Genomic DNA, 22,902 nt, shown 5'->3' with positions numbered 1-22,902 from the left:
ATGGGTTAATCTTTAAGAAAAATCACTAAAAGTTGCAAAAAAGATTAATATTCCTGATCATTAACATTATACAGATGGGGTTTTTTGGTGTAATCTTTTTTATAGAAATTACTCTATTGTGTTTTTTTGTAAAATAGATTAATATCTATGCTCATAAAGACATTCAAGGGAGAAGGAGAGACAATTCAGATGATTTAATACAAGCTAAGACGAAAAACTGGGAGAGATTGGTTCCTAAGTTTTAGAGGTTAGCGGTAAAAACTAATCCTTAATCTTTAGTCATTATTTAATGTAAGTTGCTCAAGTGTAAGAGAAAGAAAATGAAATTTTTTAATCAATTAATTACTGATATTACCGAGGGCTTAAAAAATGATGATAAATTTATGGATTTTATCCATGTTGTTGAAAATGTTGTCTCAAAAATTTTGTCAGTGGCTTTAGTTATTGTTATTTTAGTGTCTTTATTTGATTTAGTTATTATTTTAATGAGAGATTTATTTGCTACTGAACCTTACGGTTTTTTTAATAAAACTTTATTGGAAATATTTGGATTATTTTTAAATATTTTAATAGCCTTAGAACTGTTAGAAAATATTACCGCTTATCTAAGAAAACATATTGTTCAAGTGGAATTAGTGGTAGTGACAGCCTTAATTGCTATCGCTCGTAAAATCATTATTTTTGATCCTGTCAAGTATAACAAAAATGATTTAATTGCCTTAGCTGTGGCTAGTGCGGCTCTTTCTGGGAGTTATTGGCTGATTCGGCGTATGAATAGCAAGTCTTAATCTTGATTTAACGGGATTTTTCAAGCTAGAGCCGCTAAATTATTCAGTCTTAAGGTAGATGCAAGAAAACCTAGGTTCCATCCAATATGAGAAAGACTGATAGGAATTTCCCTATATATGGAAAAATTATTCGAACTGCTTCATGAGAATCCTTTATTTTCCTTCACTATACTTTTATTAGTTGTTTTAATTTTACCTCCTATATTTGAAAAAATAAAACTTCCTGGCTTAGTGGGATTATTAGTGGCGGGAGTGCTATTAGGAAAAAATGGATTAGATGTAATCGATCCTAAATCAGAAACGATCAAGCTATTTTCTGATATTGGAAAAATTTATTTAATGTTCGTCGCTGGTTTAGAAATTGACTTAGCCGAATTTCGCAGAACTAAAGACCGCTCCTTAACGTTTGGGTTCTCGACTTTTATCTTTCCCTTAATCACCGGAGTAGCCGTAGGTCGATGGTTTGGCTTTAGTTGGAATACGGCTTTTTTAATTGGCTCCCTTTTGGCTTCTCATACTCTGTTAGGTTTTCCCATCGTTCAACAGTTAGGTAAAGTTAAAAATAGAGCGGTAATCATTACCGTCGGGGCAACCATTTTTACAGATATTTCGGCTCTGTTAGTTTTAGCTGTTTGTGTTTCCATCCATCACGGAAATTTTACACCACAATCTTTAATTTTCCAATTATTGGCTCTAGCCATTTATGCCGCCACTGTTTTATTTGGTTTAGATTGGGCCGGCAAAGAATTTTTTCGCCGTACAGGAAACCAAGAAAGTAATCAGTTTTTATTTATTTTGCTGGCACTATTTCTAGCCTCTTTCGGAGCAGAATTAATTAATATTGAGCAGATTGTTGGCGCATTTTTAGCGGGATTAGCAGTTAATGATGTTATCGGTGGGGGGCCTGTAGAAGAAAAAATCGAGTTTGTGGGCAGTACCCTATTTATTCCATTTTTCTTTATCGGGATGGGTTTGTTATTAGATGTTCCTACCTTTATTCAAACCATTCAATCAGACCTTCTTTTAGTCGTTGGTATTGTCGGCGGCTTAATTATCTCTAAATTTGTAGCGGCTATAGTGATTAAAACCGTATACCGTTATCAGTGGAATGAAGGGCTAACCATGTGGTCACTTTCTCTGCCTCAAGTAGCTGCCACCTTAGCCGCCGCTTTAGTGGCTTATGAAACGGTCAATACTCGAGGAGAAAGACTGATCAATGAGTCAGTTTTAAGCACCATTATTGTTTTAATGCTGGTCACATCTATTTTAGGTCCTGTTCTCACCGATAAATTTGCTCGTAAATTATCCACGCCACAAAGTGATTTAGAATTATCTCCTGAACCTGAATTATCCTCAGAACAGTCAATCCTGGCTCAAATTTTTACCGTTGTTGTGCCGATTTATAACCCCCGCACCGAACGAGATTTAATTGCTATGGCGGCTTTATTAGCGCGTTATAAATCTGGGAAGATTATCCCTTTATCTATCACTCAGTCTCAGATCCACATGGATGATCCTTTACAGGAGATCAGTTTACAAAACAGTCAGCAATTGCTAGATAAAGCCTTGAGAGTGAGTCAAGAATTTGAGATAGAAGCTAAACCCATTATCCGTATTGATGATGATGTAGCGAATGGAATTTGTCGCACAGCTAGAGAATACAATGCCAATTTAATTGTCATGGGATTGAGTGCTAACACGAGTTTGAGTGCGCGTTTATTTGGCAATCTAATCGATCGAGTTTTTTGGTCTTCTCATTGTCCGGTAGCGGTGATGCGCTTACTCAAGGAACCGATGATGATTCAGCGAGTGTTGATTCCGGTAAAATATCTCTCCTCTCAAATTCGGCAGATTATACAATTTACTCAACTATTTGCTGAAACGAATGGGGCGCAAGTGACATTATTGAGGGTTTGTGACCGCAAAACTTCTAAAAATGAGATGACCGCTTTAGAGGTGGAACTCTCACAAGTGGTTTCCCAACTTCAACCTAAAATTGAGATGACGGTTAGAATGATTCGTAGCGATAATGTCGCTCAAGCGGTGTTACAAGTTTCTTCTGATTATGATATGGTGATGCTGCGTTCTATGCGCCGCCGTACTGTGGCGGGGTTAGCGGTGAGTGATTTGACGACTCAACTTTTAAAGCGGCTGACTTGTTCTATTGTTCTGTTTGGAGAACCTTTACATAGTTGATCGTGATTATTGTATCAAAACGACTTAATTTTTTACAAAATTACGGAATGTCTGGAAGTGCTGATGAAATTATCTTCTAGCTATCGTTCAACTCTAGCAGATCGTAAAATTACTGACACAATCGGTCATTTTTCAAGAAACTTGCTTTTACAGATCGATAAAATCCCTGTATCTTAAACTGGTCGTATTTGTCAAGATAGAGTATCCTTAAAAAAAGTCAATAAATAAACATTTGTGGGGGAGGTATTTATGTCAGACGGTCAATGGGAAGATTATTATCCTAAAGCAGATTATTCCTGCGATCCTTATACTTATTATTTCTTATGGTCCAACTTTGGTAAGCGAGATTATGAGCCGCATCAGCCGCCTAGCTCTAGTTCCTATTCTCGGTTAAATTGGATAGTGGGCTTACTGATTCTGTTGTTACTGAGTGTTGTAGGGATTTGAATAAAAAGCGGTTTTGAACTTTAAATCAGAGTTGATAAGTTTCTTTTATCGGCCAATATCTTCATCCCATAAGCGAGGGTTTTTAGCAATAAAATCTTTCATTAACTGTTTACATTCCTCTAAATCTAAATCAATGACTTCTACGCCGTGAGACTCCATAAAATTTTTGGCACCAGCAAAAGTCAGTGATTCTCCGGCAATAACCCTTTTAATTCCAAACTGAACTACTGCTCCGGCACACAAATAACAGGGCATCAAAGTAGAATAAAGAATGCTATCTCCATATTGCCCAATCCTGCCAGCATTGCGTAAACAATCAATTTCTGCGTGAGTAACAGGATCATTATCTTGTACCCGTTTATTATGACCTCGACCGACGATTTGCCCATCTTTGACTAAAACTGAACCAATAGGAATTCCTCCTTCTTGAAGTCCTTGTTTGGCTTCGGCGATGGCAGCTTGCATAAAATGATCAATTTTGGGATTCATCATTAAACTCACAAGAAAATTCTTTTAGGACAGGAAGCAATAGGAAATGACTAATGACCAATAACTAATGACTAATGATTGAATTTAAGGGTAACCCCTCCTCGGCGGCTCAATAATAATATCTACCCCAGATGGATTCGCAGGAAAATTACTTAAATAAGAAGGATTGAGTCGGACTGAAGTATTGTAAGGATTAGGTAAATCTAGAGTGCGAAGTCTCGGGAGAGGGGTTTGCTGTTGATAACCATTTTGCAAAATAATACTCATTGTTTTGGCATCTCGGGCGATATCATTTTCTAAGAACGACCCCGGAAAGTTTCGCCAACCTAAGTAAGTATTTGCTTGACCCCAAAAACTTTGATAAATATCCCAAAATGGTCCAGTACGGTTGAAGAAAGCTCGGTTAAACATCTCTGCAAATTGTTCGTAGGAGTCTTCATAAGGGACGGGTCTAATTTCAGCGATGGGAGTGAGGTCATCACTCGGTTTTGTCGTCGCTTGCGCCTCGACAATGCGGCGTTCTAAAGCCTCGATACAAGCATTTAGCCCGGCGGCAAATTCATAGCGAGTTAAAGCGCGATCGCCGCGAAAGGTGCGATCAGGATATCCGACAATACAGCCATATCCTTCGACTAAATTTTTGAGAGCTTCATAAGACCAGTTACTGGGATTTACATCTTGTAACTGTTGAATACTTCTAAGCTGAGAGAGGGATTTAGCGATTTGCTCTTGTGTCTGAGGAGATGGGGAATTTGAAGAGGGAGGAGTGGGTGAAGAAGTGGAATTATCAGCGTAAGCATCAGAAACTAGCACAGTTGCGAAAACTGTGGCTCCTAACAGTAAAAGTTTGCCAATTTGAGTAAACATCTGTCTATTTTTCCTCACAACCAAAGGTTAAAAATCGGGGGTAGGTGTATGGTGACATGGTTAAACTAGCCTTGTAGCGTGGTCAGTGGCTCCTTGGCTCAGATCACGCGCTGTTATAGTTCAAGAGAGGATATTATGCTTAAATGGATGATCGAGTTAAACATCATCCAAGTAAGGGAATTTGGCTTAATTCTAACTAAAATTCCGAGTAGGATTCACCCATCATGACAACAAATTTTACAACTAATCTTCCTGTCGCTACGAGTGATCTGAGCAGTTTACGTGAGATCTTGCTAGATTTATTGGTAAGTAAGGCTTATAAAGAGGGAGAGTTTGTTCTTTCTTCAGGACAACAAAGTTCTTATTATATTAATGGCAAAAAAGTTACTCTCACAGCAGAGGGGGCTTTAGCGGTAGGACGCTTGTTATTATCCATGTTGCCCGAAGATACTCAGGCAGTGGCCGGACTGACTTTAGGCGCTGATCCCATTGTGAGCGCCGTTAGTGTGGTTTCAGCTTATGAAAATCGTCCGATTCCGGCTTTAATTATTCGCAAAGAAGCGAAAGGACATGGAACTAAAGCTTATATCGAAGGCCCAGACCTTGCGCCTGAGTCTAAAGTCGTGGTTTTAGAAGATGTGGTGACGACGGGTAAGTCAGCTATGCAGGCAGTAGAACGATTGCGGGATGCGGGTTTAAAGGTGGATTTGATTATCGCTTTGGTGGATCGAGAACAAGGCGGTGCCGAGTTTTATCAGTCTGTGGGGTTGCAATTCCAAACCTTGTTTTCTATACGGGACCTTCAGCAACGTTATCGAAAATCATGGGTCTAAAACCTCGCCCATAAGAGAGCGGCTTTGTGGTATAGTCTTAGTGATCTAAAAAGCCCGCAGTCATTCGTCATTAGTCATTCCCTGTGACTGTCTCCCCATATTCTTGTTACAATATTAAATTAGTGGACAGATCTAATTGGCTCTGTAACAAAAGTAAGCATTCCCTCAAACTTCAAGAAAAAGCTAACAAGTAAATTGCTATACTAACCACTGAAACCCGTAATTGCATAGGGATTGAGAGAAAGCCAAGAATGCAGCCAACTGACTCTAGTAAATTTACCGAACAAGCCTGGGACGCGATCGTAAAATCTCAAGAAGTTGCTCGCCGCTATAAAAATCAGACGCTAGAAGTTGAACACGTAGTTATTGCCCTCCTAGAACAAGAAAAAGGACTGGCGACACGGATTTTTAATCGGGCTGAGATTGACCAAATTCGCCTAAAACAACAACTGGAAACCTTTGCCAGCCGCCAACCAAAAATCCCCTCCGTAGAACTTTACCTCGGTCGAGGGTTAGATATCATGTTAGACCGGGCTGAAGCTTCCCGAGAAAGTTGGCAAGATAAATTTATCTCGGTAGAACATCTGCTAGTAGGTTTTGCTGAGGATGAACGCATAGGGCGGCGCTGTTTACGGAGTTTCAACCTCGATCCTCAAGATTTAGAAGCTCATATTAAAGCCATCCGAGGTACTCAAAAAGTCACCGAAGCCAACCAAGAAGAACGCTACGAAGCCCTAGCTAAATATGGACGGGACCTCACAGAACAAGCCAAAGAAGGAAAATTAGATCCCGTCATAGGACGAGATGAAGAAATTCGCCGCGTGGTTCAAGTTCTCTCCCGCCGTTCGAAAAATAATCCTGTCCTCATTGGTGAACCGGGTGTCGGAAAAACCGCCATCGCCGAAGGACTCGCCCAACGAATTGTCAATAAAGATGTGCCTGAGTCCCTGAAAAACCGTCAATTAATTTCCTTAGATATGGGAAGTCTGATCGCCGGTGCTAAATATCGTGGGGAATTTGAAGAACGTCTGCGGACGGTGATGAAGGAAGTTACCCAGTCAGACGGGCAAATTATTCTCTTTATTGATGAACTTCATACCGTAGTGGGTGCCGGTTCCAGAGAAGGCGGCTCAATGGATGCCGGCAACCTCCTTAAACCCATGTTAGCCCGAGGAGAATTGCGCTGTATTGGAGCCAGCACTCTCGATGAGTACCGAAAGCATATTGAAAAAGACCCTGCCCTAGAACGCCGCTTTCAGCAGGTTTATATTAAAGAACCCTCTGTAGAGGATACTATTTCTATCCTGCGAGGACTTAAAGAACGTTATGAAGTCCATCACGGGGTAAAAATTACTGACTCCGCTTTAGTAGCCGCCGCGACTCTCTCTCATCGCTATATTACTGATCGATTTTTACCCGATAAGGCGATCGATCTCGTAGATGAAGCCGCCGCTAAATTAAAAATGGAAATTACTTCTAAACCCACTGAATTAGAATCCATAGATCGGCGGTTGATGCAATTAGAGATGGAAAAACTGTCTTTAGCCGGAGAAGAAAAACGCCCCGGAATAACCGTGTTGGATCGCGCTTATAAAGAACGTTTAGACCGTATCGAACAAGAAATACAAGAGTTAAAAGTCCAGCAACAAGATCTCTCTTCTCAATGGCAAGGGGAAAAGCAATTATTAGACGAAATTAAAGGGCTAAAAGAAGAAGAAGAACAACTGCGTCTGCAAGTAGAACAGGCAGAAAGAGCCTATGACCTTAATAAAGCGGCTCAATTAAAATATGGTAAATTACAAGTCTTACAACAAGAAATAGAAGCCAAAGAAATCAAATTACTAGAACTTCAAGCCGAAGGAACTTGCTTATTAAGAGAACAAGTGAGCGAGGCAGATATTGCTGAAATTGTCGCCCGTTGGACCGGTATCCCCATTAACCGCCTCCTAGAAACCGAGCGGCAAAAACTCCTACAATTAGAACACCATCTCCATGAACGGGTGATCGGACAAACCGAAGCAGTAGCCGCCGTTGCCGCCGCTATACGCCGCGCTAGGGCAGGGATGAAAGACCCCTCGCGTCCGATAGGTTCTTTCTTATTTATGGGTCCTACAGGGGTAGGAAAAACCGAATTAGCCCGCGCTTTGGCTCAATTCTTGTTTGACTCTGAGGAGGCGATGGTACGGATAGATATGTCCGAATATATGGAGAAACACGCGGTTTCCCGTTTAATTGGCGCTCCTCCGGGATATGTGGGGTATGAGGAAGGAGGACAACTCTCTGAAGCTGTGCGCCGTCGTCCCTATTCGGTGGTTTTGTTGGATGAGGTGGAAAAAGCCCATCGGGATGTATTTAACATTTTATTACAAGTGCTTGACGATGGTCGCATAACCGACTCTCAGGGGCGAGTGGTAGATTTTCGCAATACCATTATTGTCATGACCAGTAATATTGGTAGTGAGCATATTTTGAATGTTTCTGCTAATGATACTGATTATGAGGAAATGCGGAAGCGGGTATTAGTCGCCTTGAGAAAGCATTTTCGCCCAGAGTTTTTAAATCGTATTGATGATTTAATTATTTTCCATACTCTCAAGAAGGATGAGTTACGTCATATTGTTCGTTTGCAATTGCAACGGATTCAAAGATTGTTATCTGAGCAAAAGATTAGCTTAGATTTGACGAATGCGGCTCAGGATTATATTGTTAATGTGGGTTATGACCCGACTTATGGGGCGCGTCCTTTAAAACGGGCAATTCAACGAGAGTTAGAGAATCCTCTGGCGATGAAGATTTTAGAACAAAGTTTCATTGAGGGTGATACTGTTGTTATTGATTGTGTGGATAATGCTTTGACGTTTAATAAAGATCAAGTTCAAGATCACGTTCAAGATCACGTTCAAGTTCAAGCTCAAGATCACGTTCAAGATCACGTTCAAGTTCAAGCTCAACTCGAGGATGATGATGATGATGATGATGATGATGAAGTTATAGAAACCGTCGTTCCTGAAATTGTTTATCCGTAATGGAAAAAATAATTATTGAAAACTTTGGCCCAGTCTCTTATTTTGAGGCTGAGGTCAAAGATGTTATGATTTTTATTGGTCCTCAAGCTAGTGGGAAAAGTACCATTGCTAAGTTGATTTTTTTCTTTAAGTCTGTTAAAAATTTTCTAATTGACTTCATTAATAATGTTATTAAACAATCAGATTTACCAACTACTAATAACTTAATTGAAGAATTTAAAAAAAATTTATCCCGAAACCTTTCGATTATTTGGTGGGATATTGACAAGAATCCTCCTTTTAAAATTAAATATTACTATTCAGATAATAAATTTATAGAATTTGTTCCTCTTAAACAAAAATTTTTTTCTGGACTAGAAGTTAAATTTGCTTTACAAATTGTTTGGAGTGAAATTATTACTACAGAATTAGAGCGAATATTTAGAGAAGTCATAAATTATAAGCAAGAAGAATTAAATAATCAAATTTTAGAGAAGCAAACATTAGATAAGAATAAATTAAATACAGAAAGAGAAAATTATTTAGATATTTTAACAAAACGAATTAATAGTTTCTTTGAAAATGATAAAACAATCATATTTATTCCTGCATCAAGAAGTTTATTATCGTTCTTAAAAGATTCAGACTTCAATCTTGAAACTTTAGATATTTTTAATCAAAATTTTATAGGAATCACTAAAGTTTTTAAGCCTGAATTTCAAAATGATTTAATAGATATAATCAAAAGTCATAAAAATATTGATGAGCATAAAGAAAATTTTGAAGAATCTGAAATAGCTATTAAAATTATGAATAAAATATTAAAAAGTAAATATAAAGTAGTGGGCGAAGAAGAAAGATTATATTTTAATGACCAAAATTATGTTAAATTAGGATATGCTTCATCAGGACAACAAGAAGCTTTATGGATTATATTATTCATATTCCGACTTATTTTAATCGGAGCTAATTTTCTTACTGTTATTGAAGAACCCGAAACCCATTTATACCCAGAAGCACAAAACGAAATGGTTAAATTAATGGCTTTATTAGCTAATGTTAACCAGAATCAAATTATTATAACTACCCATAGCCCTTATATCCTTTCTGCATTTAATAACCTATTATATGCTCACCAAATTGGAAAAGATAAACCTGATGAAGTTGCTAAACTTGTAAATCCTAAACTTTGGCTTGATATTGAGCGAACTTCAGCTTATTTTATTGACGGTGATAGTTATGAATCTATAATTGATCCTGAACTCAAGCTAATTCAAGCAGAAAAAATAGATAGTGCATCTCGAATTATTAACGAAACCTTCGATAAACTATTTAATCTGGATGATTAAACAACGATGGGTAATGACTATTTTGAACAGCATCAATGTACAGACTTTTGTGATGACAGAAAGGAAATCGTTGCTAGAGATAAACGCGAAAAGCGAATATATAAGATAATTAACAAAACTTCAAAAAAATTTTGCCTAGTTCGAGTAGATGGTTGTTTAATTATCGAAGGAAAAAAATGTGATTATTTAATTGTTAACTGTACTGATCAATCAGCGATATTTATTGAACTGAAAGGAAGTCATTTACCCGAAGCGGCTGAACAAATAGACGCTTCACTTACTCAACTACAGAAACATTTGCCAGAATTTACCATTTATGCTCGAATAGTAACGAGTAAAATGACTGCTCCTGATTTAAACAGTAGCCAAATAACCAAATTAAGAAAGAAATTAAAAAAAATAAATAAATCTAATAAAGATTATTTAGAGCATAAAAGTCAAAAATTTGAAGAAGTTTTCTAGTATGAAAATCTTATTTTCACAAATTAAGCAGAATGACAAAAATGGGAAGCTCCCATTCCATTAGGAAGCTCCCGGGCTAAACTATAACTTAATATGACCAATGAGACAAATCACGGTTGATGAACTCAGCCAATTTTTGATTAGGTTCTTTAAACTTTTCTAATAAGTATTGGCGAGTTTCAGGTAACATAGGTTTAGGGGTGTAAAATTCTTCAATGTTTTTTCCATAGGAAAAATTTTTTAATTGCTTGTAAATCCACTCTCGCCCTTGTTGAGGCACTAATGATGATAGAGAGGTGAATCCAGGGATCTTACGCAAGGGAGCCGTTATTTGGTTTCGGATTTTATATTGTAAAATTTTCTTGCCTGAATTAGCCACTATTCCCATATTACTCATTAAATCAATATCGTGACTAACCCCAATAAATTGACAAATTTCCTGCAAACTTTTTGCCGGTTGTTGAATTAAATCATCCATCAACAAAAACCGAAAAGATTCTTTCGGAAAAAACTGGAGATATTGTTCAATCTGCATTATGTAATAGCTGGCATCTAAATATATATTTGTCTGCTTCATGCGCTCTTCAAAAGTTTCTTTATATCCTAATTGTCGTCCCCAATGCATATAATAAGCGTAAGCTCGATCTACAGGATTCCGCATAATATAGATCATCTTTACCTCGGGTAAAGTCTGAGCAATTCTTGCAGCCGTTTCAGGATACTGTGGAAACTTAGTATAGTCGGTTGATGCTTCTCCACAAATTTGATCGGGTTTAGCGTCATTAAAAAGCGAAGCATACCATTCTAAACCCTGAGCATATTTCTCATCTACCGCGAAAAAAGCAGGTTCTTTCCTATAAGGCATATAAATGTTGGGATGCTGAGACAAGTAATGATATAAGGTTGTTGTGCCTGATTTAGCAGCACCAATAATTAGAAAGCTCGGTAGCCGCATTGATTGATTCTTTTGTAATAGATGACTCATGTTTATTTTTAAACTTTACTCAAAAAAATTAGGGTAGTTGGGTTTGGATTTTACACCAATAAAGTCTTGATGGCAACTTCACTGGTAAGGGTTTTCTGACTAGCATTTTATATGTATGCAAGTTCCCCTACAGTTACAAAAACGATTAATTCTTTAGACAGAAGGACTTCTGCATCACTACTTGCTAAGGTTTAAATAATCGCAAAAAACCCTTTAATCATCAAGCTTATGACATCATTGCAACAGCCTTCTAACCGGTTTAGCCGCAAAGAAATACTACGCGGCATCTTCGCCGTATGCCTGATGATAGTGGGTACTACTCACTTTATCCGGCCTGATCAATACGCTAGAATTATCCCTCCTCAACTTCCTGAACCCTTTACCTTAGTTTATCTGAGCGGCATCTTTGAAATTTTAGGCGGCATCGGTTTACTCATCCCCTTTATTAGTGTATTCGCCGCTTGGGGACTCATTGCTCTATTTATAGCCGTTTTTCCGGCCAATATTAACCAAGCACTTCATAGCATTCCTATTGAGGGCATTCCTCATCATCCCTTACTCTATTGGTTCAGACTCCCCTTTCAAGCCGTGTTAATTGCCTGGGCCTGGTGGTATACTCAGAAACCAGAGAAGCAACCCGGAGCTTCTGAATTTGCCGCTAACCTCGCATCTGAGATCCATCAATGAACAGTAAAATTCCTGCTCACTTACCAGAATTGGGGCTAGTATGCATTACAGCTAATAGCACGATTCGTTTTCGTACTGTAACCCGCAAAAGATTACTATCACTATCTATTAGTGAACAAGAACAACTCTTGCAGGCACTTTATACCGATAACATCAACCGTTTAAATGCTGCCATCACCTTTTGTGTGAGTGAAGGAATACGCCTATATCGGATCAATTCTACCCTTTTTCCCTTTTCAGATGACCCAGTAGGAGAAGGGGTTTTAACCCAACTAGCACCGATGCTAGAAACAGTCGGCCGTTATGCGCTCACATCAGGAATTCGCTTGGTGTCTCATCCTCCCCAGTTTGTTGTCCTCAATTCAGATCGTCCGCAGGTGGTAGAAAACAGTATAAAAATACTGGCGGCTCAAGCGATGATCTTTGACTTACTCGGACTCCCTCAGTCCCCTTGGTCATTGATGAACATTCACGGGGGAAAAGGCGATCGCGCAAAGCCGTTAGTGAGTGTAATTCGCTCTTTACCCGATGCAATTCGATTACGTTTAACCCTAGAAAATGATGAGTATACTTATAGTGCCGCCACCCTGATCGAAATTTGTCGAGCCGCCGAAATTCCGATGGTTTTTGACGCTCATCATCACGTCATTCATGAACATTTAGACACTTATGAAGACCCAAGCGTTGCCGAAATGTTAGCACAAGCGCGGACAACTTGGGCAATTCCCCAATGGCAACTGGTTCATATTTCCAATGGGGAACAGTTTTTTAACGACCCACGCCATAGTGATTTCATTACGGTTATGCCGAGTTCTTACCGCTATGCGCCTTGGATAGAAGTAGAAGCAAAGCAAAAAGAATTAGCTATTGCTAAATTACGGCAAGATTGGTTACCGAGTCTATCTACTTTTGAACCTGTTGCTTAAAACTTGGCATTTTTTCTATAACAATAGATATTGAGAATATTGCGTTTATTTTTTCATCTAATGGGGGATTACTCGGTGTTGTCGAGTGGCTTTATTTTGATAAGTTTTTAAAGCTTGAAAGGCTACCGTTGAAAATTTTTCGACAGTTAGTTCTGTTTTGACTTTATAATCATTCAGATCATAGTTCATCGTTACTATATCTTCAGGAAGAGTTTGGGATTGTCCCGCCCGCATGACTATGCTGACTCGCTGATTCTTTAGCACTTTACGGGTATATTCCACTACTTCTAAGCCATCGTTATCAGTTTCCATGATCACATCTAAAAAGATTAGAGCTATATCAGAATGGGTTTTAGTGATGAGTTTTGCGTCTTGAACTGAGTAAGCACTGAGAAATGTTAAGTTTTTTCCTTTGAATGTGAAATTGTTTAACGCTAATTTAGTCATTTCGTGAATACCGATTTCATCATCCACAATTAAAATTTTCCAAGGAGAGGCTAACTCATTTGGTATTCTTTCCTTGCTCCTAAGCTTGGGATGATTTTCTTTTTGAGTAAAAATACTTAATTTAAGGTTTTCAAGCATTACCATTTGTTTTAACCTCTTTACTTAACTTTTTTTAGTTCTGTTTACCAACATACAGCTTGAGAGGACTCTCCTATCGGGCAACGTTATATTGTTTTTATCTTTGTATAAGCTTTGTAATACTCTCTTGAGTGATTACTTTTTTTAACTGTATGAAAAACCCTAAAGATTTTTGGGCGCTTTCACCTGGCTAGTTTAGGTGATTTTACTTGTTTTTTGGGGTTCCTTAGCTTAAGCGAATAACAGCCCAATCGAATTTTCTTTTCTGTATTCGTCAAGAAAAGTATCCCTAAAAGTTATCTCCTTATTTTTGAATTTTTTTCCCGTTTCACTATAGTTTTTTAAGCATTTATTTCCGTCAATAACTGAGTAAAAACCTTGACCTCTCTCTGGGTTTAACTGTTCCTGAATAAGCTCGAACCTTAAGCTTGATTTAAGGTTTAGTTTCTGCTCGAAAATCATTTTATTTTCCCCTAACAGATTTGTATCAAAATCATCAAAAGTCACCCGTTTTTCTTCTTGTAGAAGTTTTTTTAGGGTAAGGGTCCTCTCAAAAGCGTTTTGGACTTCTCCTATGAGAACTTGTTCTTTTTTAGGCTTTATCTCCTTTAAAGTCAGCCAATAGCTCATAGATTCTTGACAATCGCTCTGTTCATTGGAGACTAGGCGAAAGAGGGCATCTAGTGAGCGATAACTGCCATAACTCCCTAAATAATGGTATTCAAAAGTACAGTTTTTTCCTTGCCAGATGTCGGATAATTTAGCCGATAGCAATTCTTGCTTATTCCCACAAATTGCTTCAATCCATAACCTAAAGTTTTGGAGAAAATATTCCCATAAATACAAAACTAAATCGCTCATTTTCTGCCTGATTAAGATTATGTGATTTTCTTCTTGAAAACCACAGCTTAAAATCCCTAAAAAATGACCCGAGGAGTTTTTGGGCTTAAATGCCGCCAAAACCTTCCCACTGTTTCTCAACCCGGAAAAAAATAAATAGTAATCATAGGCAAAAATCCGGGAAAGGAGAGCAATTTTATTAAGATTCTTGGTCAGTGGGCTAGAGGATAGCATCTGACGATAGGATAAAATGGCAAGGTAAGAGGATAATAACATTTTCATGTTTGTTGCCTATCCATGATAGGTAATAAAACGGCGGCTTGAGCAGTCAAATAATTTTTAGAAAAGGGCGTGACTAGGGTGATAGGTTCCCTAGTTTCTCGTATCAAGGGGTGACAGTTCCTATTTTCACACCAAAAAAACTGGGATGTTACTTGTCTGTATAGAAGAATTTACTGATAAAAATCTAAGTAGATATTTTGAAAATTTTTAGAATCTATTATTTCTTTTTAACAATAGTTCTTGTTTATTGGCTAGATGGCCCGAGTCATTTGCCTCTAATTTCGTCGGCAATAATTGGTTAATATAGCTTGTTTGAACTTTAAACTTTTTTAGTTAAAGCCTTTGACCGCTATCTAATTTATTTTTTTGTCATCGCCATTGAGCGAAGAGTTAATTCTAGCCTTTTATTCCCTGTTTCCCTAGAAAGGGACTAGGAAATCTGAGTTAACCAAAAATTTTTGATGACTGTTGTATTTGATTTTATTATATCCTCAACCCAATTTTTTTGAGATTGAATAAAGATAAATTTAAGATTTACTCTCATAACTCGATGATATTTTGCGGCTCAAATTTCTCTCTCAGATGAGTTATGAGTGGGTTTTAACCCTTCAGGCATAAGCCCTTAAGTAATTTCACTTAAGTCTTAAGACTTATCTTAAAAAGATTGATTGAACCTAAGTAATGTATTAAAATATTAAGATAAAATAAAAAATAAAAATGTTCAAAATCACCTGAAAAAACCCTTATGTAAAAGGCGTAAATCAATATACATTTTTCAAGATTTATGTGGGAATTTATAAGTAACTTCTTGGCTCCTAAAAGCTACATTCCTCATGGGCATTGCTATCTTTGGCAAACGAGTCTGGTTTGGCTCCATATAGTGAGTGATACATTAATAGCCCTAGCCTATTATTCTATTCCGATCATGTTAATTTACTTTATTCAAAAGCGCTCAGACGTTCCGTTCAGAGGAATTTTCATCTTATTTAGTGCATTTATTTTATCTTGTGGAACCACTCATTTGTTAGCAATTTGGACATTGTGGTATCCGGCTTACTGGGTATCAGGCTCATTAAAAGCGTTAACTGCTCTAGTTTCCATCTATACAGCCATAGAACTTTATCCTTTAATTCCCACAGCCATCGCCTTACCCTCTCCAAAAGAACTAGAAAGCCTAAATGGAGAATTAGAAAGTCAAATCCGAGAACGTCAGACAGCCGAACAAACAGTCCGTCTTCTCAATGCCGAACTAGAAAAACGGGTGAAGCAAAGAACAGCAGATTTGATCGATATTAACCAAAAATTAGAACAAGAGATTTTTGAACGTCAACAGGCTGAGAGTGCTTTACGGGAAAGTAAACAATTCACAGAACAAATTGCCCATTTAATCCCTAACAATCTCTATATATATGACCTAGTAGAAAGACGCAACATTTACTGTAATCGACTGATTAGTGAAACGCTAGGCTACAGCTTAGAAGAACTACAACAGCTAGGAAATAGTGTAGTGGGATTAGTCGGCGATCACATTCATCCGGCGGATCAAAAGTTTGTCGAACAACACCTTAAGCGTTGCTTATCTCTAACACCAGGCAGTTATTTAGAAATAGAATATCGAGTCAAAGATATTAAAGGGAAATGGCGGTGGTTAGTTAGCCGCGACACACTATTTGAGCGGCAAGCGGATGGAAAAGCACGACAAATTATTGGCATTGCCTCCGATATTACAGAACGTAAAGAAGCCGAACAAAATTTACAGCACATCAATACCCAATTTGCTCAACGGGTACAAGAACTAGAAGCACGAACCCAAGAAATGATCCGTTTGGGAGATATGACCGATTTTCTGCAAGCCTGTTTAACAGTAAAAGAAGCCGAAAACGCTCTCGGCGACTTGCTCAAGCCGCTATTTCCCGAATGTCATGGGGCTGTATTTATGATCAAAGAATCCCGTAACCTAGTAGAAGTAGTAGCCAGTTGGGGAAACCCTTTAAACACGCAAACGGTTTTTTCTCCTGATGAATGTTGGGCTTTACGCAGAGGCTCAGTGCATATCGGCGAAAAATCATTTCCTAGCTTATACTGTCAACATATTCATCATCAACCCTCCATCTGCGCCAGCCTTTGCCTTCCCATGATGGCACAAGGAGAAACCCTAGGTTTACTCTATTTAAGTTTTCAACAACCAGAACCCTTGAATCCTGCTAAAAGAAAATTAGCTGAAACAGTTTCTAAACAGATTGCCATTGCTTTAGCGAATTTAAAATTAAGAGAAACCCTACAACATCAAAGTTTTCGTGACCCTCTGACGGGGTTATTTAATCGACGTTATTTAGAAGCGTCCATGATTAGAGAATTGCATCGGGCTACCAGAAATAATAATTCATTAGGGGTAATTATATTAGATATTGACCATTTTAAACGTTTTAATGATACTTGGGGTCATCATGCAGGGGATGCCGTCATCAAGGTGATGGGAAAACTGCTACAAGAAAATGTTAGAGAGTCTGATATTGCCTGTCGTTATGGTGGTGAGGAATTTATTATTATTCTGCCCGATGCTTCTTTAGAAGACACCGAAAAACGTGCTAAACAACTGCAAACCAACATTAAAACTCTTAACGTTCAAGTACGGGATCAAAAATTAGAATCCATTACCGTTTCTATGGGAGTGGCCAGTTTTCCTAAACATGGTGATAGTTATGAATTATTGTTACATCGGGCTGATGAAGCTTTATATCAAGCCAAACAACAAGGACGCGACCGTATAGTGTGTGCGGTTATACCAAAGGGATCAAGTGTTTACAAAACGTCACAGGGATAGATCACAAAATCCACACATTTATTTCTTAAGCTCCTAAAGAGAGGCAAAGATATTATTTATTCTGTCCATTAGAACCCTCTCAAAAAAAAAGTAAAACTAGATACATTTTGATCTAGCCATAATCTATGGAGTGGATGAGCAAATGAACTTTTTGGCTGATAAATTAGGAAAAGATAAAAAATACAGAAGCCAACATAGAGATCATGGCTCTTAGAGGGAATGGAGATGGAGAGAGTTAAGCACTTTCACAAGAGAACAATTGCCAACGATTGTCAATAATTCAGGTGACTTGCTCAAAGGGTGTACAATATTGGGAGACTTAGGAATTATGATTAACTGTCCATGCTGTTCTAATCAGATGTTACGACACATTCGCCATCAAGGTATTTATTGGTTTTGTCCCCACTGCTACCAAGAAATGCCGAATTTTGAAACATTAGTCAAAGAGCCTCTATTTTTTAACAAACGAGAATTAAGCAGATTTCCTTTTAAACAAGACAAAAAAATTCTTGTGGCTTCCGCTTAAACAAACTGAAAAAATAACGGTTTAATTCTTTACAATTGTTAAAAAATCATCAAATAGAGCCTTGGTAAAAGTTTTTTAAAAATTCATCAAGAATCAGATTTGGTCAATAAGCAGTTGAGTTGAAAGGTTGGGACAAAGGGTGACACCCAACCTTATTTTTTTTTGGGAGTACGGAATAGTAGAATATAATTTGACTATTGACCAATGACTATTGACTATTGACTAATAACTAAATGATGATTCCTCGCTTAAAACTGCACGAAACCCTACAACCGGAATATGCAGAATTTTTAGAACAACTGAGGAAGACTCCCTTCAGTGGAGAAATTCGTGCAGACTTTGGCAGCCGCTTAATTACCTCAACAGATAATAGTATCTATCAAATTCTTCCTCAAGCCGCCCTCTTTCCGAAAACTGGGCAAGATTTAGTCGTGATGTTTCATCTTGCCGCCCAAAATCCCTTTAAAAGCATCACATTTTCTCCCAGAGGAGGAGGAACAGGTACCAACGGACAAGCACTTTCACCAGGGATTATTATAGATTGCTCTAAATACATGAACCAGATTCTAGAATTAAATCTAGAACAAGGATGGGTGAGAGTGCAACCCGGAGTGATTTTAGACCAACTTAACGCTTATTTAAAACCATTAGGACTATTTTTTGCCGCATCCCTCGCCCCAAGTAACCGCGCTACCCTTGGGGGAATGATTAATACAGATGCTTGTGGCAAAGGATCGCGGATTTATGGACGCACTAGCGATCATGTTTTAGAATTATCTTGGGTTTTAGTCAATGGAGAAATGGGACAATCTCAAAGCATTGATTTAAATACCCTAACCCATCTCAAACAACAGCCAAACACCCTAGGAAAAATTTACCGCCAAATCGATGAAATAGTCACTCAAAAACGCGAACTCATCGCCCAACAATTTCCGAAAATCCCCCGCTTCATGACAGGCTATAATTTAGCCAAAGTTTATTCACCCGAACAAGAGACTTTTAATCTCAACCGAATTTTAGCCGGTTCAGAGGGAACATTAGCCATCATCACAGAAGCGAAATTAAAATTAACCCCTATTCCTAAATATAAACAATTACTGGCTATTCACTATCACTGTTTTGATGATGCCCTTTTAGCCGCTTCAACCCTTCTACAAGCTGAACCCGCCGCCATAGAAACCCTCGATGAAAAAATTGTCGAATTAGCCAAAGAAGACGAAATCTATTATCAAGTGAAAGATTGGATAGAAGGAGCAAAAGCCATTAATTTAGTCGAATTTATCGGCGATGCTCAAACCTCATTAGAGCGAAAAATTAATCAGTTAATTGAGCAAATTGAAACTAATCGCCATCAACCCCAACAAGCAAGCGGCTATTATTTAGCTAAAAATAACGAAGAAATCCAGAAGCTTTGGGAATTACGAAAAAAAGGCGTAGGCTTATTAGGAAACCAAAAAGGCAACCGGAAACCCATCCCATTTATAGAAGATACCGCCGTTCCTCCTTCCCAGTTAATGAATTATGTTCAAGACTTGAAAAAATTGCTCAATGAATATCAGCTTGATTATGGAATGTTTGGCCATGTGGATGTAGGATGTCTTCATATTCGCCCGGCTTTAGATATGAAACTCCCCGACGATGAAACCCTAATTCGCAAATTAAGCGATCAAGTGGTGGCTTTGGTGCGTCAATATGGGGGGGTAATGTGGGGAGAACATGGCAAAGGATTTCGCAGTGAATATACACCCCTTTTCTTTGGAGAAGAATTATATCAAGACCTACGAAAAATTAAAGCCGCTTTTGATCCGGAAAACCGTTTAAACCCTGGTAAAATTGTTACCCCAAAAGGCAGCGATGGGGAAGTGGTAAAAATAGAATCTTCATTAAGAGGACATTTTGACCGACAAGTCCCTGCTGTGGTTCGTTCTCAATACGAAGAAGTTTTTAATTGCAATGGGAATGGCGCTTGTTTTAACTATAACCCTCATGAAGTCATCTGTCCTTCAGCAAAAGAAACCCGTGATCGCATCCATTCCCCCAAAGGCCGCGCAAGTTTATTGAGGGAGTGGTTAAGACAAATTTCTTTAACGCAAGCTGACAAGAAGCCGCCAAATTTAGGAACCCTAGAAGTGGCATTACTTCGAGTTGGCAATACACTCTTAAAATGGTGGGGAGTTTATGACTATTCCCATGAAGTTTATCAAGGAATGTCTGGGTGTCTTGGCTGTAAAGCTTGTGTGTCACAATGTCCGGTTCATGTCAATATTCCCGAGTTTAAAGCCAGATTTTTAGAACTTTATCACACCCGTTATTTAAGACCCTGGCGAGATTATTTAATGGGTAACATTGAAATGATTGCTAGTTGGCAAGCGAACTCGCCCCAATTATTTAATCTCATCACTCATAATGCCCTTACTTATTGGGTCAGTCAACAACTATTGGGTCTAGTTTATCTGCCGCAACTCAGTGAGTTTACCCTTCAACAAGGACTCAGAGAAAGAAAAGCGCCACTCTTAGATTTAAAGCAATTATCTCAGTTAACTAAACCCGAAAAATCTAATAGCGTCATTTTGCTACAGGATGCCTTTACCAGCTTCTATGAATCCCAATTGGTATTAGACACCTATTATTTTTTGGATCGTTTAGGTTATACCGTCTATATTGCCCCCTTTTTTCCCAATGGTAAGCCCTTGCACGTTAAAGGATTTTTAAAGCAATTTCAATCTCGAGTGAAGAAAAATATAGAGTATCTCACACAGTTGAATAATTTAGGTATTCCTCTGATCGGAATTGAACCGAGTATGGTTTTAGCTTATCGGGATGAATACCATAAATACAATGATTTGTCAATGAATAATCTCAAGATAAATCTCTTGCAAGAATGGCTAGTCACTCATTTAGATCAACTGCCTTATATTCCCACTGACAACCCTTATTATTTATTGAGTCATTGTACTGAAAAAACCCTAGCATTAGAATCCTCAAAACAATGGCAAAAAATTTTTAAGACGATGGGAATTCCTCTCAATTTGATGCAGACGGGTTGCTGTGGAATGGCCGGAATGTATGGACATGAAACAGAACATTATGCCTCATCTCGAGGAATTTATCAGAGCAGTTGGGGCCCAGTTTTAGCGGCAATAGAAGAGAAACAAGAGCGAGTTTTAGTGAGCGGCTATTCTTGCCGGAGTCAGGTTAAGCGGTGTGAAGGATGGACTCCTTTGCATCCTGTACAAGGATTATTAAGTCAGATCAAAACCCAGACATAAATCCTCTCTAAAGGGGGATGCTTCTGTCGGGTAATAACATAAACTCAAAACTAATAAGCTCTTCCCTGTGCCCTAAAATAGAACAAAGCAATGCAAATTAATGCCGAAAAAAGCTCAGACAATCGCCGTCCATTAATCCTAGCCGGAATTTTTATTGGTCTTGGTCAAGGCGGTTTTTTCGATGGGATTGTATTTCATCAAATTTTGCAATGGCATCATATGTTTAGCAATCTTGAAACCAGCCAAACCGTTGCCGGTTTAGAGCTTAATACCTTGGGAGATGGGTTATTTCATGTGTTTGACTGGCTAATGACTTTGATCGGAATTATCGCTTTATGGCGTGCCGGCAAACGCGCGGATGTTCCTTGGTCAACGTCTCTTTTTTTAGGTTCGGTATTGATGGGAGCCGGATTATTTAATGTGGTTGAAGGCATCCTCGACCATCATATTCTCAACATACACCATGTAAAACCCGGACCTCATGAACTGGCTTGGGACTTAGGATTTATTGCGATAGGCGTTTTTTTGGTGGCTATAGGTTGGCGGCTGATCAGCATTGATACAGAAGATAATAAGCAAGAGATAGCCCCCTTCTGATCACAGGGTTGGGGGATCTTTCTTCCTAAAGAATTAAATTTAAATAGTGCGGGTTAACTCTCTAGAAAGAGGTGGTCTGAGCGACAAGTTGAGTAACTTATGTGACATAACAGAACCTTTAACGCACGGTTAGGCAATGTCAAACTAAAAACTGAGCAAGCACCCATAGGGGCAGAAAATCATGGAGGAAGTTACCAACTTACCGCAAACAGCAAATCCTGAACAAAGCAATGAAGCCAGTGACAAAGAGCATTGGGCATCGATTATTAGTGGTAGTGCTTTAGTTTTAATGGGATTACAGCAACGCTCATTAAAAGGCGCTTTAATGGCTTTGACAGGAGGCGGTTTAGTTTACCAAGGGGTGACTAAACAAAGCACCATCAAACAAGCTCAAGAAACCATAAAAGATACATTAGGAGTAGGACAAATCATCAGAGTCGAAAAAACGGTCACCATTAATAAACCGGCAGCAGAACTGTATAATTTCTGGCGCAATTTTGAAAACCTGCCCACCTTCATGAAACATCTACAATCGGTGACTGTATATGATGATCAACGTTCCCATTGGGTGACAAAAGCGCCCTTAGAAAATACCATAGAATGGGACGCACAAATCATTAAAGATGAACCCAATAATTTAATCGCTTGGACTTCCACACAAGAAGCACAAATCGAACAATCGGGTTTTGTTCGTTTCCGTCCGGCCACAGGGAATCGCGGTACAGAAGTAAAAGTCGTCATGGAATATAATCCTCCCGGAGGATTTTTAGGACAAGCACTCAGCAAGCTATTTGGTGAAGCACCAGAACAACAAATTGGAGATGAACTAAATCGCTTTAAGCAATTAATGGAAGCCGGGGAAATACCTACTACCGAAGGTCAACCTAAAGGTTCTTGACAAAAAGTGATAGTTTTATGGTTGAATAAGGTCAAAGATTTAAAAAA

General features: G+C 38.4%; 19 protein-coding genes. 14 read left to right on the top strand and 5 right to left on the bottom strand.

Features of this window, described 5'->3' with window-relative positions; genetic code table 11:
- Positions 1-320 precede the first annotated feature (320 nt).
- The 3 genes from CYAN7822_RS24085 to CYAN7822_RS24075 all read left to right on the top strand — a co-directional run bounded on the left by CYAN7822_RS24085 (position 321) and on the right by CYAN7822_RS24075 (position 3,431).
- Positions 321-788, top strand: coding sequence for a phosphate-starvation-inducible PsiE family protein (locus tag CYAN7822_RS24085; RefSeq protein WP_013324862.1), 468 nt, complete (start codon positions 321-323; stop codon positions 786-788).
- Positions 789-905: 117 nt separating this feature from the next.
- Positions 906-2,984, top strand: a complete 2,079-nt coding sequence (locus tag CYAN7822_RS24080; protein WP_013324861.1) for a cation:proton antiporter — start codon at positions 906-908, stop codon at positions 2,982-2,984.
- 249 nt (positions 2,985-3,233) lie between these two features.
- Positions 3,234-3,431 carry a hypothetical protein gene (locus CYAN7822_RS24075; protein WP_013324860.1) on the top strand — a complete coding sequence of 66 codons (198 nt, stop codon included), beginning with the start codon at positions 3,234-3,236 and terminating at the stop codon, positions 3,429-3,431.
- 45 nt (positions 3,432-3,476) lie between these two features.
- On the opposite strand, the gene CYAN7822_RS24070 is transcribed toward CYAN7822_RS24075, so the two are convergent.
- Positions 3,477-3,920, bottom strand: a complete 444-nt coding sequence (locus CYAN7822_RS24070; RefSeq protein ID WP_013324859.1) for a nucleoside deaminase — start codon at positions 3,918-3,920, stop codon at positions 3,477-3,479.
- 84 nt (positions 3,921-4,004) lie between these two features.
- Complete coding sequence (locus tag CYAN7822_RS24065; RefSeq protein WP_013324858.1) at positions 4,005-4,787, bottom strand: iron uptake porin; 783 nt, start codon at positions 4,785-4,787, stop codon at positions 4,005-4,007.
- 224 nt (positions 4,788-5,011) lie between these two features.
- On the opposite strand from CYAN7822_RS24065, the gene pyrE reads away from it, so the two are divergent.
- The 4 genes from pyrE (at position 5,012) to CYAN7822_RS24045 (ending at position 10,436) form a co-directional block, all read left to right on the top strand.
- Positions 5,012-5,620 (top strand): orotate phosphoribosyltransferase, encoded by a 609-nt coding sequence (gene pyrE / locus CYAN7822_RS24060; RefSeq protein ID WP_013324857.1) that lies wholly within the window; start codon positions 5,012-5,014, stop codon positions 5,618-5,620.
- A 251-nt stretch (positions 5,621-5,871) separates the two neighbouring features.
- On the top strand, positions 5,872-8,646 hold the full coding sequence (clpB, locus tag CYAN7822_RS24055; protein WP_013324856.1) for an ATP-dependent chaperone ClpB: 2,775 nt from the start codon (positions 5,872-5,874) through the stop codon (positions 8,644-8,646).
- Positions 8,646-9,974: an AAA family ATPase gene (locus tag CYAN7822_RS24050; protein ID WP_013324855.1), complete on the top strand. Its 1,329-nt coding sequence runs from the start codon at positions 8,646-8,648 to the stop codon at positions 9,972-9,974. Before clpB ends, CYAN7822_RS24050 begins: the two co-directional genes overlap by 1 nt.
- Positions 9,975-9,980: 6 nt before the next feature.
- Positions 9,981-10,436, top strand: coding sequence for a hypothetical protein (locus CYAN7822_RS24045; protein ID WP_013324854.1), 456 nt, complete (start codon positions 9,981-9,983; stop codon positions 10,434-10,436).
- A gap of 88 nt (positions 10,437-10,524) precedes the next feature.
- Here the strand turns inward: CYAN7822_RS24045 and CYAN7822_RS24040 are convergent, their stop codons facing one another.
- Positions 10,525-11,421: a sulfotransferase domain-containing protein gene (locus CYAN7822_RS24040; protein WP_013324853.1), complete on the bottom strand. Its 897-nt coding sequence runs from the start codon at positions 11,419-11,421 to the stop codon at positions 10,525-10,527.
- Positions 11,422-11,649: 228 nt separating this feature from the next.
- Between CYAN7822_RS24040 and CYAN7822_RS24035 the strand changes: the two genes are divergently transcribed.
- Complete coding sequence (locus tag CYAN7822_RS24035) at positions 11,650-12,108, top strand: DoxX family protein (protein ID WP_013324852.1); 459 nt, start codon at positions 11,650-11,652, stop codon at positions 12,106-12,108.
- Entirely contained in the window at positions 12,105-13,034 is a 930-nt protein-coding gene (gene uvsE, locus CYAN7822_RS24030) for a UV DNA damage repair endonuclease UvsE (RefSeq protein WP_013324851.1), read from the top strand. Before CYAN7822_RS24035 ends, uvsE begins: the two co-directional genes overlap by 4 nt.
- A gap of 57 nt (positions 13,035-13,091) precedes the next feature.
- Here uvsE and CYAN7822_RS24025 read toward each other — a convergent pair whose 3' ends face one another.
- The gene (locus CYAN7822_RS24025; RefSeq protein WP_013324850.1) at positions 13,092-13,625 is read right to left on the bottom strand and encodes a response regulator; all 534 of its coding nucleotides are present in this window, start codon (positions 13,623-13,625) and stop codon (positions 13,092-13,094) included.
- Between the two features lie 225 nt (positions 13,626-13,850).
- Entirely contained in the window at positions 13,851-14,741 is an 891-nt protein-coding gene (locus tag CYAN7822_RS24020) for a hypothetical protein (RefSeq protein WP_013324849.1), read from the bottom strand.
- A 784-nt stretch (positions 14,742-15,525) separates the two neighbouring features.
- Between CYAN7822_RS24020 and CYAN7822_RS24015 the strand changes: the two genes are divergently transcribed.
- From CYAN7822_RS24015 to CYAN7822_RS23995, 5 genes are all read left to right on the top strand, one after another.
- On the top strand, positions 15,526-17,565 hold the full coding sequence (locus tag CYAN7822_RS24015; protein WP_013324848.1) for a sensor domain-containing diguanylate cyclase: 2,040 nt from the start codon (positions 15,526-15,528) through the stop codon (positions 17,563-17,565).
- Between the two features lie 328 nt (positions 17,566-17,893).
- On the top strand, positions 17,894-18,091 hold the full coding sequence (locus CYAN7822_RS24010) for a hypothetical protein (protein WP_013324847.1): 198 nt from the start codon (positions 17,894-17,896) through the stop codon (positions 18,089-18,091).
- Positions 18,092-18,327: 236 nt separating this feature from the next.
- Entirely contained in the window at positions 18,328-21,360 is a 3,033-nt protein-coding gene (gene ydiJ / locus CYAN7822_RS24005; protein WP_041933981.1) for a D-2-hydroxyglutarate dehydrogenase YdiJ, read from the top strand.
- A gap of 90 nt (positions 21,361-21,450) precedes the next feature.
- Entirely contained in the window at positions 21,451-21,957 is a 507-nt protein-coding gene (locus CYAN7822_RS24000; protein ID WP_013324845.1) for a DUF2243 domain-containing protein, read from the top strand.
- Between the two features lie 181 nt (positions 21,958-22,138).
- A complete protein-coding gene (locus tag CYAN7822_RS23995) occupies positions 22,139-22,855 on the top strand; it encodes an SRPBCC family protein (protein ID WP_013324844.1) in 717 nt (238 codons plus the stop codon).
- The last annotated feature ends 47 nt before the right edge of the window (positions 22,856-22,902 follow it).

The organism is Gloeothece verrucosa PCC 7822 (genome assembly GCF_000147335.1).
Lineage (GTDB): Bacteria > Cyanobacteriota > Cyanobacteriia > Cyanobacteriales > Microcystaceae > Gloeothece > Gloeothece verrucosa.
This window is presented reverse-complemented; position numbering and strand designations above follow the sequence as displayed.

What these genes read in the sequence shown, in the direction of transcription:
- CYAN7822_RS24085 (WP_013324862.1), top strand. Translation starts at nt 321, where the DNA reads ATGAAATTTTTTAATCAATTAATTACTGATATTACCGAGGGCTTAAAA.
- CYAN7822_RS24080 (WP_013324861.1), top strand. Translation starts at nt 906, where the DNA reads ATGGAAAAATTATTCGAACTGCTTCATGAGAATCCTTTATTTTCCTTC.
- CYAN7822_RS24075 (WP_013324860.1), top strand. Translation starts at nt 3,234, where the DNA reads ATGTCAGACGGTCAATGGGAAGATTATTATCCTAAAGCAGATTATTCC.
- CYAN7822_RS24070 (WP_013324859.1), bottom strand. Translation starts at nt 3,920, where the DNA reads ATGAATCCCAAAATTGATCATTTTATGCAAGCTGCCATCGCCGAAGCC.
- CYAN7822_RS24065 (WP_013324858.1), bottom strand. Translation starts at nt 4,787, where the DNA reads ATGTTTACTCAAATTGGCAAACTTTTACTGTTAGGAGCCACAGTTTTC.
- pyrE (WP_013324857.1), top strand. Translation starts at nt 5,012, where the DNA reads ATGACAACAAATTTTACAACTAATCTTCCTGTCGCTACGAGTGATCTG.
- clpB (WP_013324856.1), top strand. Translation starts at nt 5,872, where the DNA reads ATGCAGCCAACTGACTCTAGTAAATTTACCGAACAAGCCTGGGACGCG.
- CYAN7822_RS24050 (WP_013324855.1), top strand. Translation starts at nt 8,646, where the DNA reads ATGGAAAAAATAATTATTGAAAACTTTGGCCCAGTCTCTTATTTTGAG.
- CYAN7822_RS24045 (WP_013324854.1), top strand. Translation starts at nt 9,981, where the DNA reads ATGGGTAATGACTATTTTGAACAGCATCAATGTACAGACTTTTGTGAT.
- CYAN7822_RS24040 (WP_013324853.1), bottom strand. Translation starts at nt 11,421, where the DNA reads ATGAGTCATCTATTACAAAAGAATCAATCAATGCGGCTACCGAGCTTT.
- CYAN7822_RS24035 (WP_013324852.1), top strand. Translation starts at nt 11,650, where the DNA reads ATGACATCATTGCAACAGCCTTCTAACCGGTTTAGCCGCAAAGAAATA.
- uvsE (WP_013324851.1), top strand. Translation starts at nt 12,105, where the DNA reads ATGAACAGTAAAATTCCTGCTCACTTACCAGAATTGGGGCTAGTATGC.
- CYAN7822_RS24025 (WP_013324850.1), bottom strand. Translation starts at nt 13,625, where the DNA reads ATGGTAATGCTTGAAAACCTTAAATTAAGTATTTTTACTCAAAAAGAA.
- CYAN7822_RS24020 (WP_013324849.1), bottom strand. Translation starts at nt 14,741, where the DNA reads ATGAAAATGTTATTATCCTCTTACCTTGCCATTTTATCCTATCGTCAG.
- CYAN7822_RS24015 (WP_013324848.1), top strand. Translation starts at nt 15,526, where the DNA reads ATGTGGGAATTTATAAGTAACTTCTTGGCTCCTAAAAGCTACATTCCT.
- CYAN7822_RS24010 (WP_013324847.1), top strand. Translation starts at nt 17,894, where the DNA reads ATGATTAACTGTCCATGCTGTTCTAATCAGATGTTACGACACATTCGC.
- ydiJ (WP_041933981.1), top strand. Translation starts at nt 18,328, where the DNA reads ATGATTCCTCGCTTAAAACTGCACGAAACCCTACAACCGGAATATGCA.
- CYAN7822_RS24000 (WP_013324845.1), top strand. Translation starts at nt 21,451, where the DNA reads ATGCAAATTAATGCCGAAAAAAGCTCAGACAATCGCCGTCCATTAATC.
- CYAN7822_RS23995 (WP_013324844.1), top strand. Translation starts at nt 22,139, where the DNA reads ATGGAGGAAGTTACCAACTTACCGCAAACAGCAAATCCTGAACAAAGC.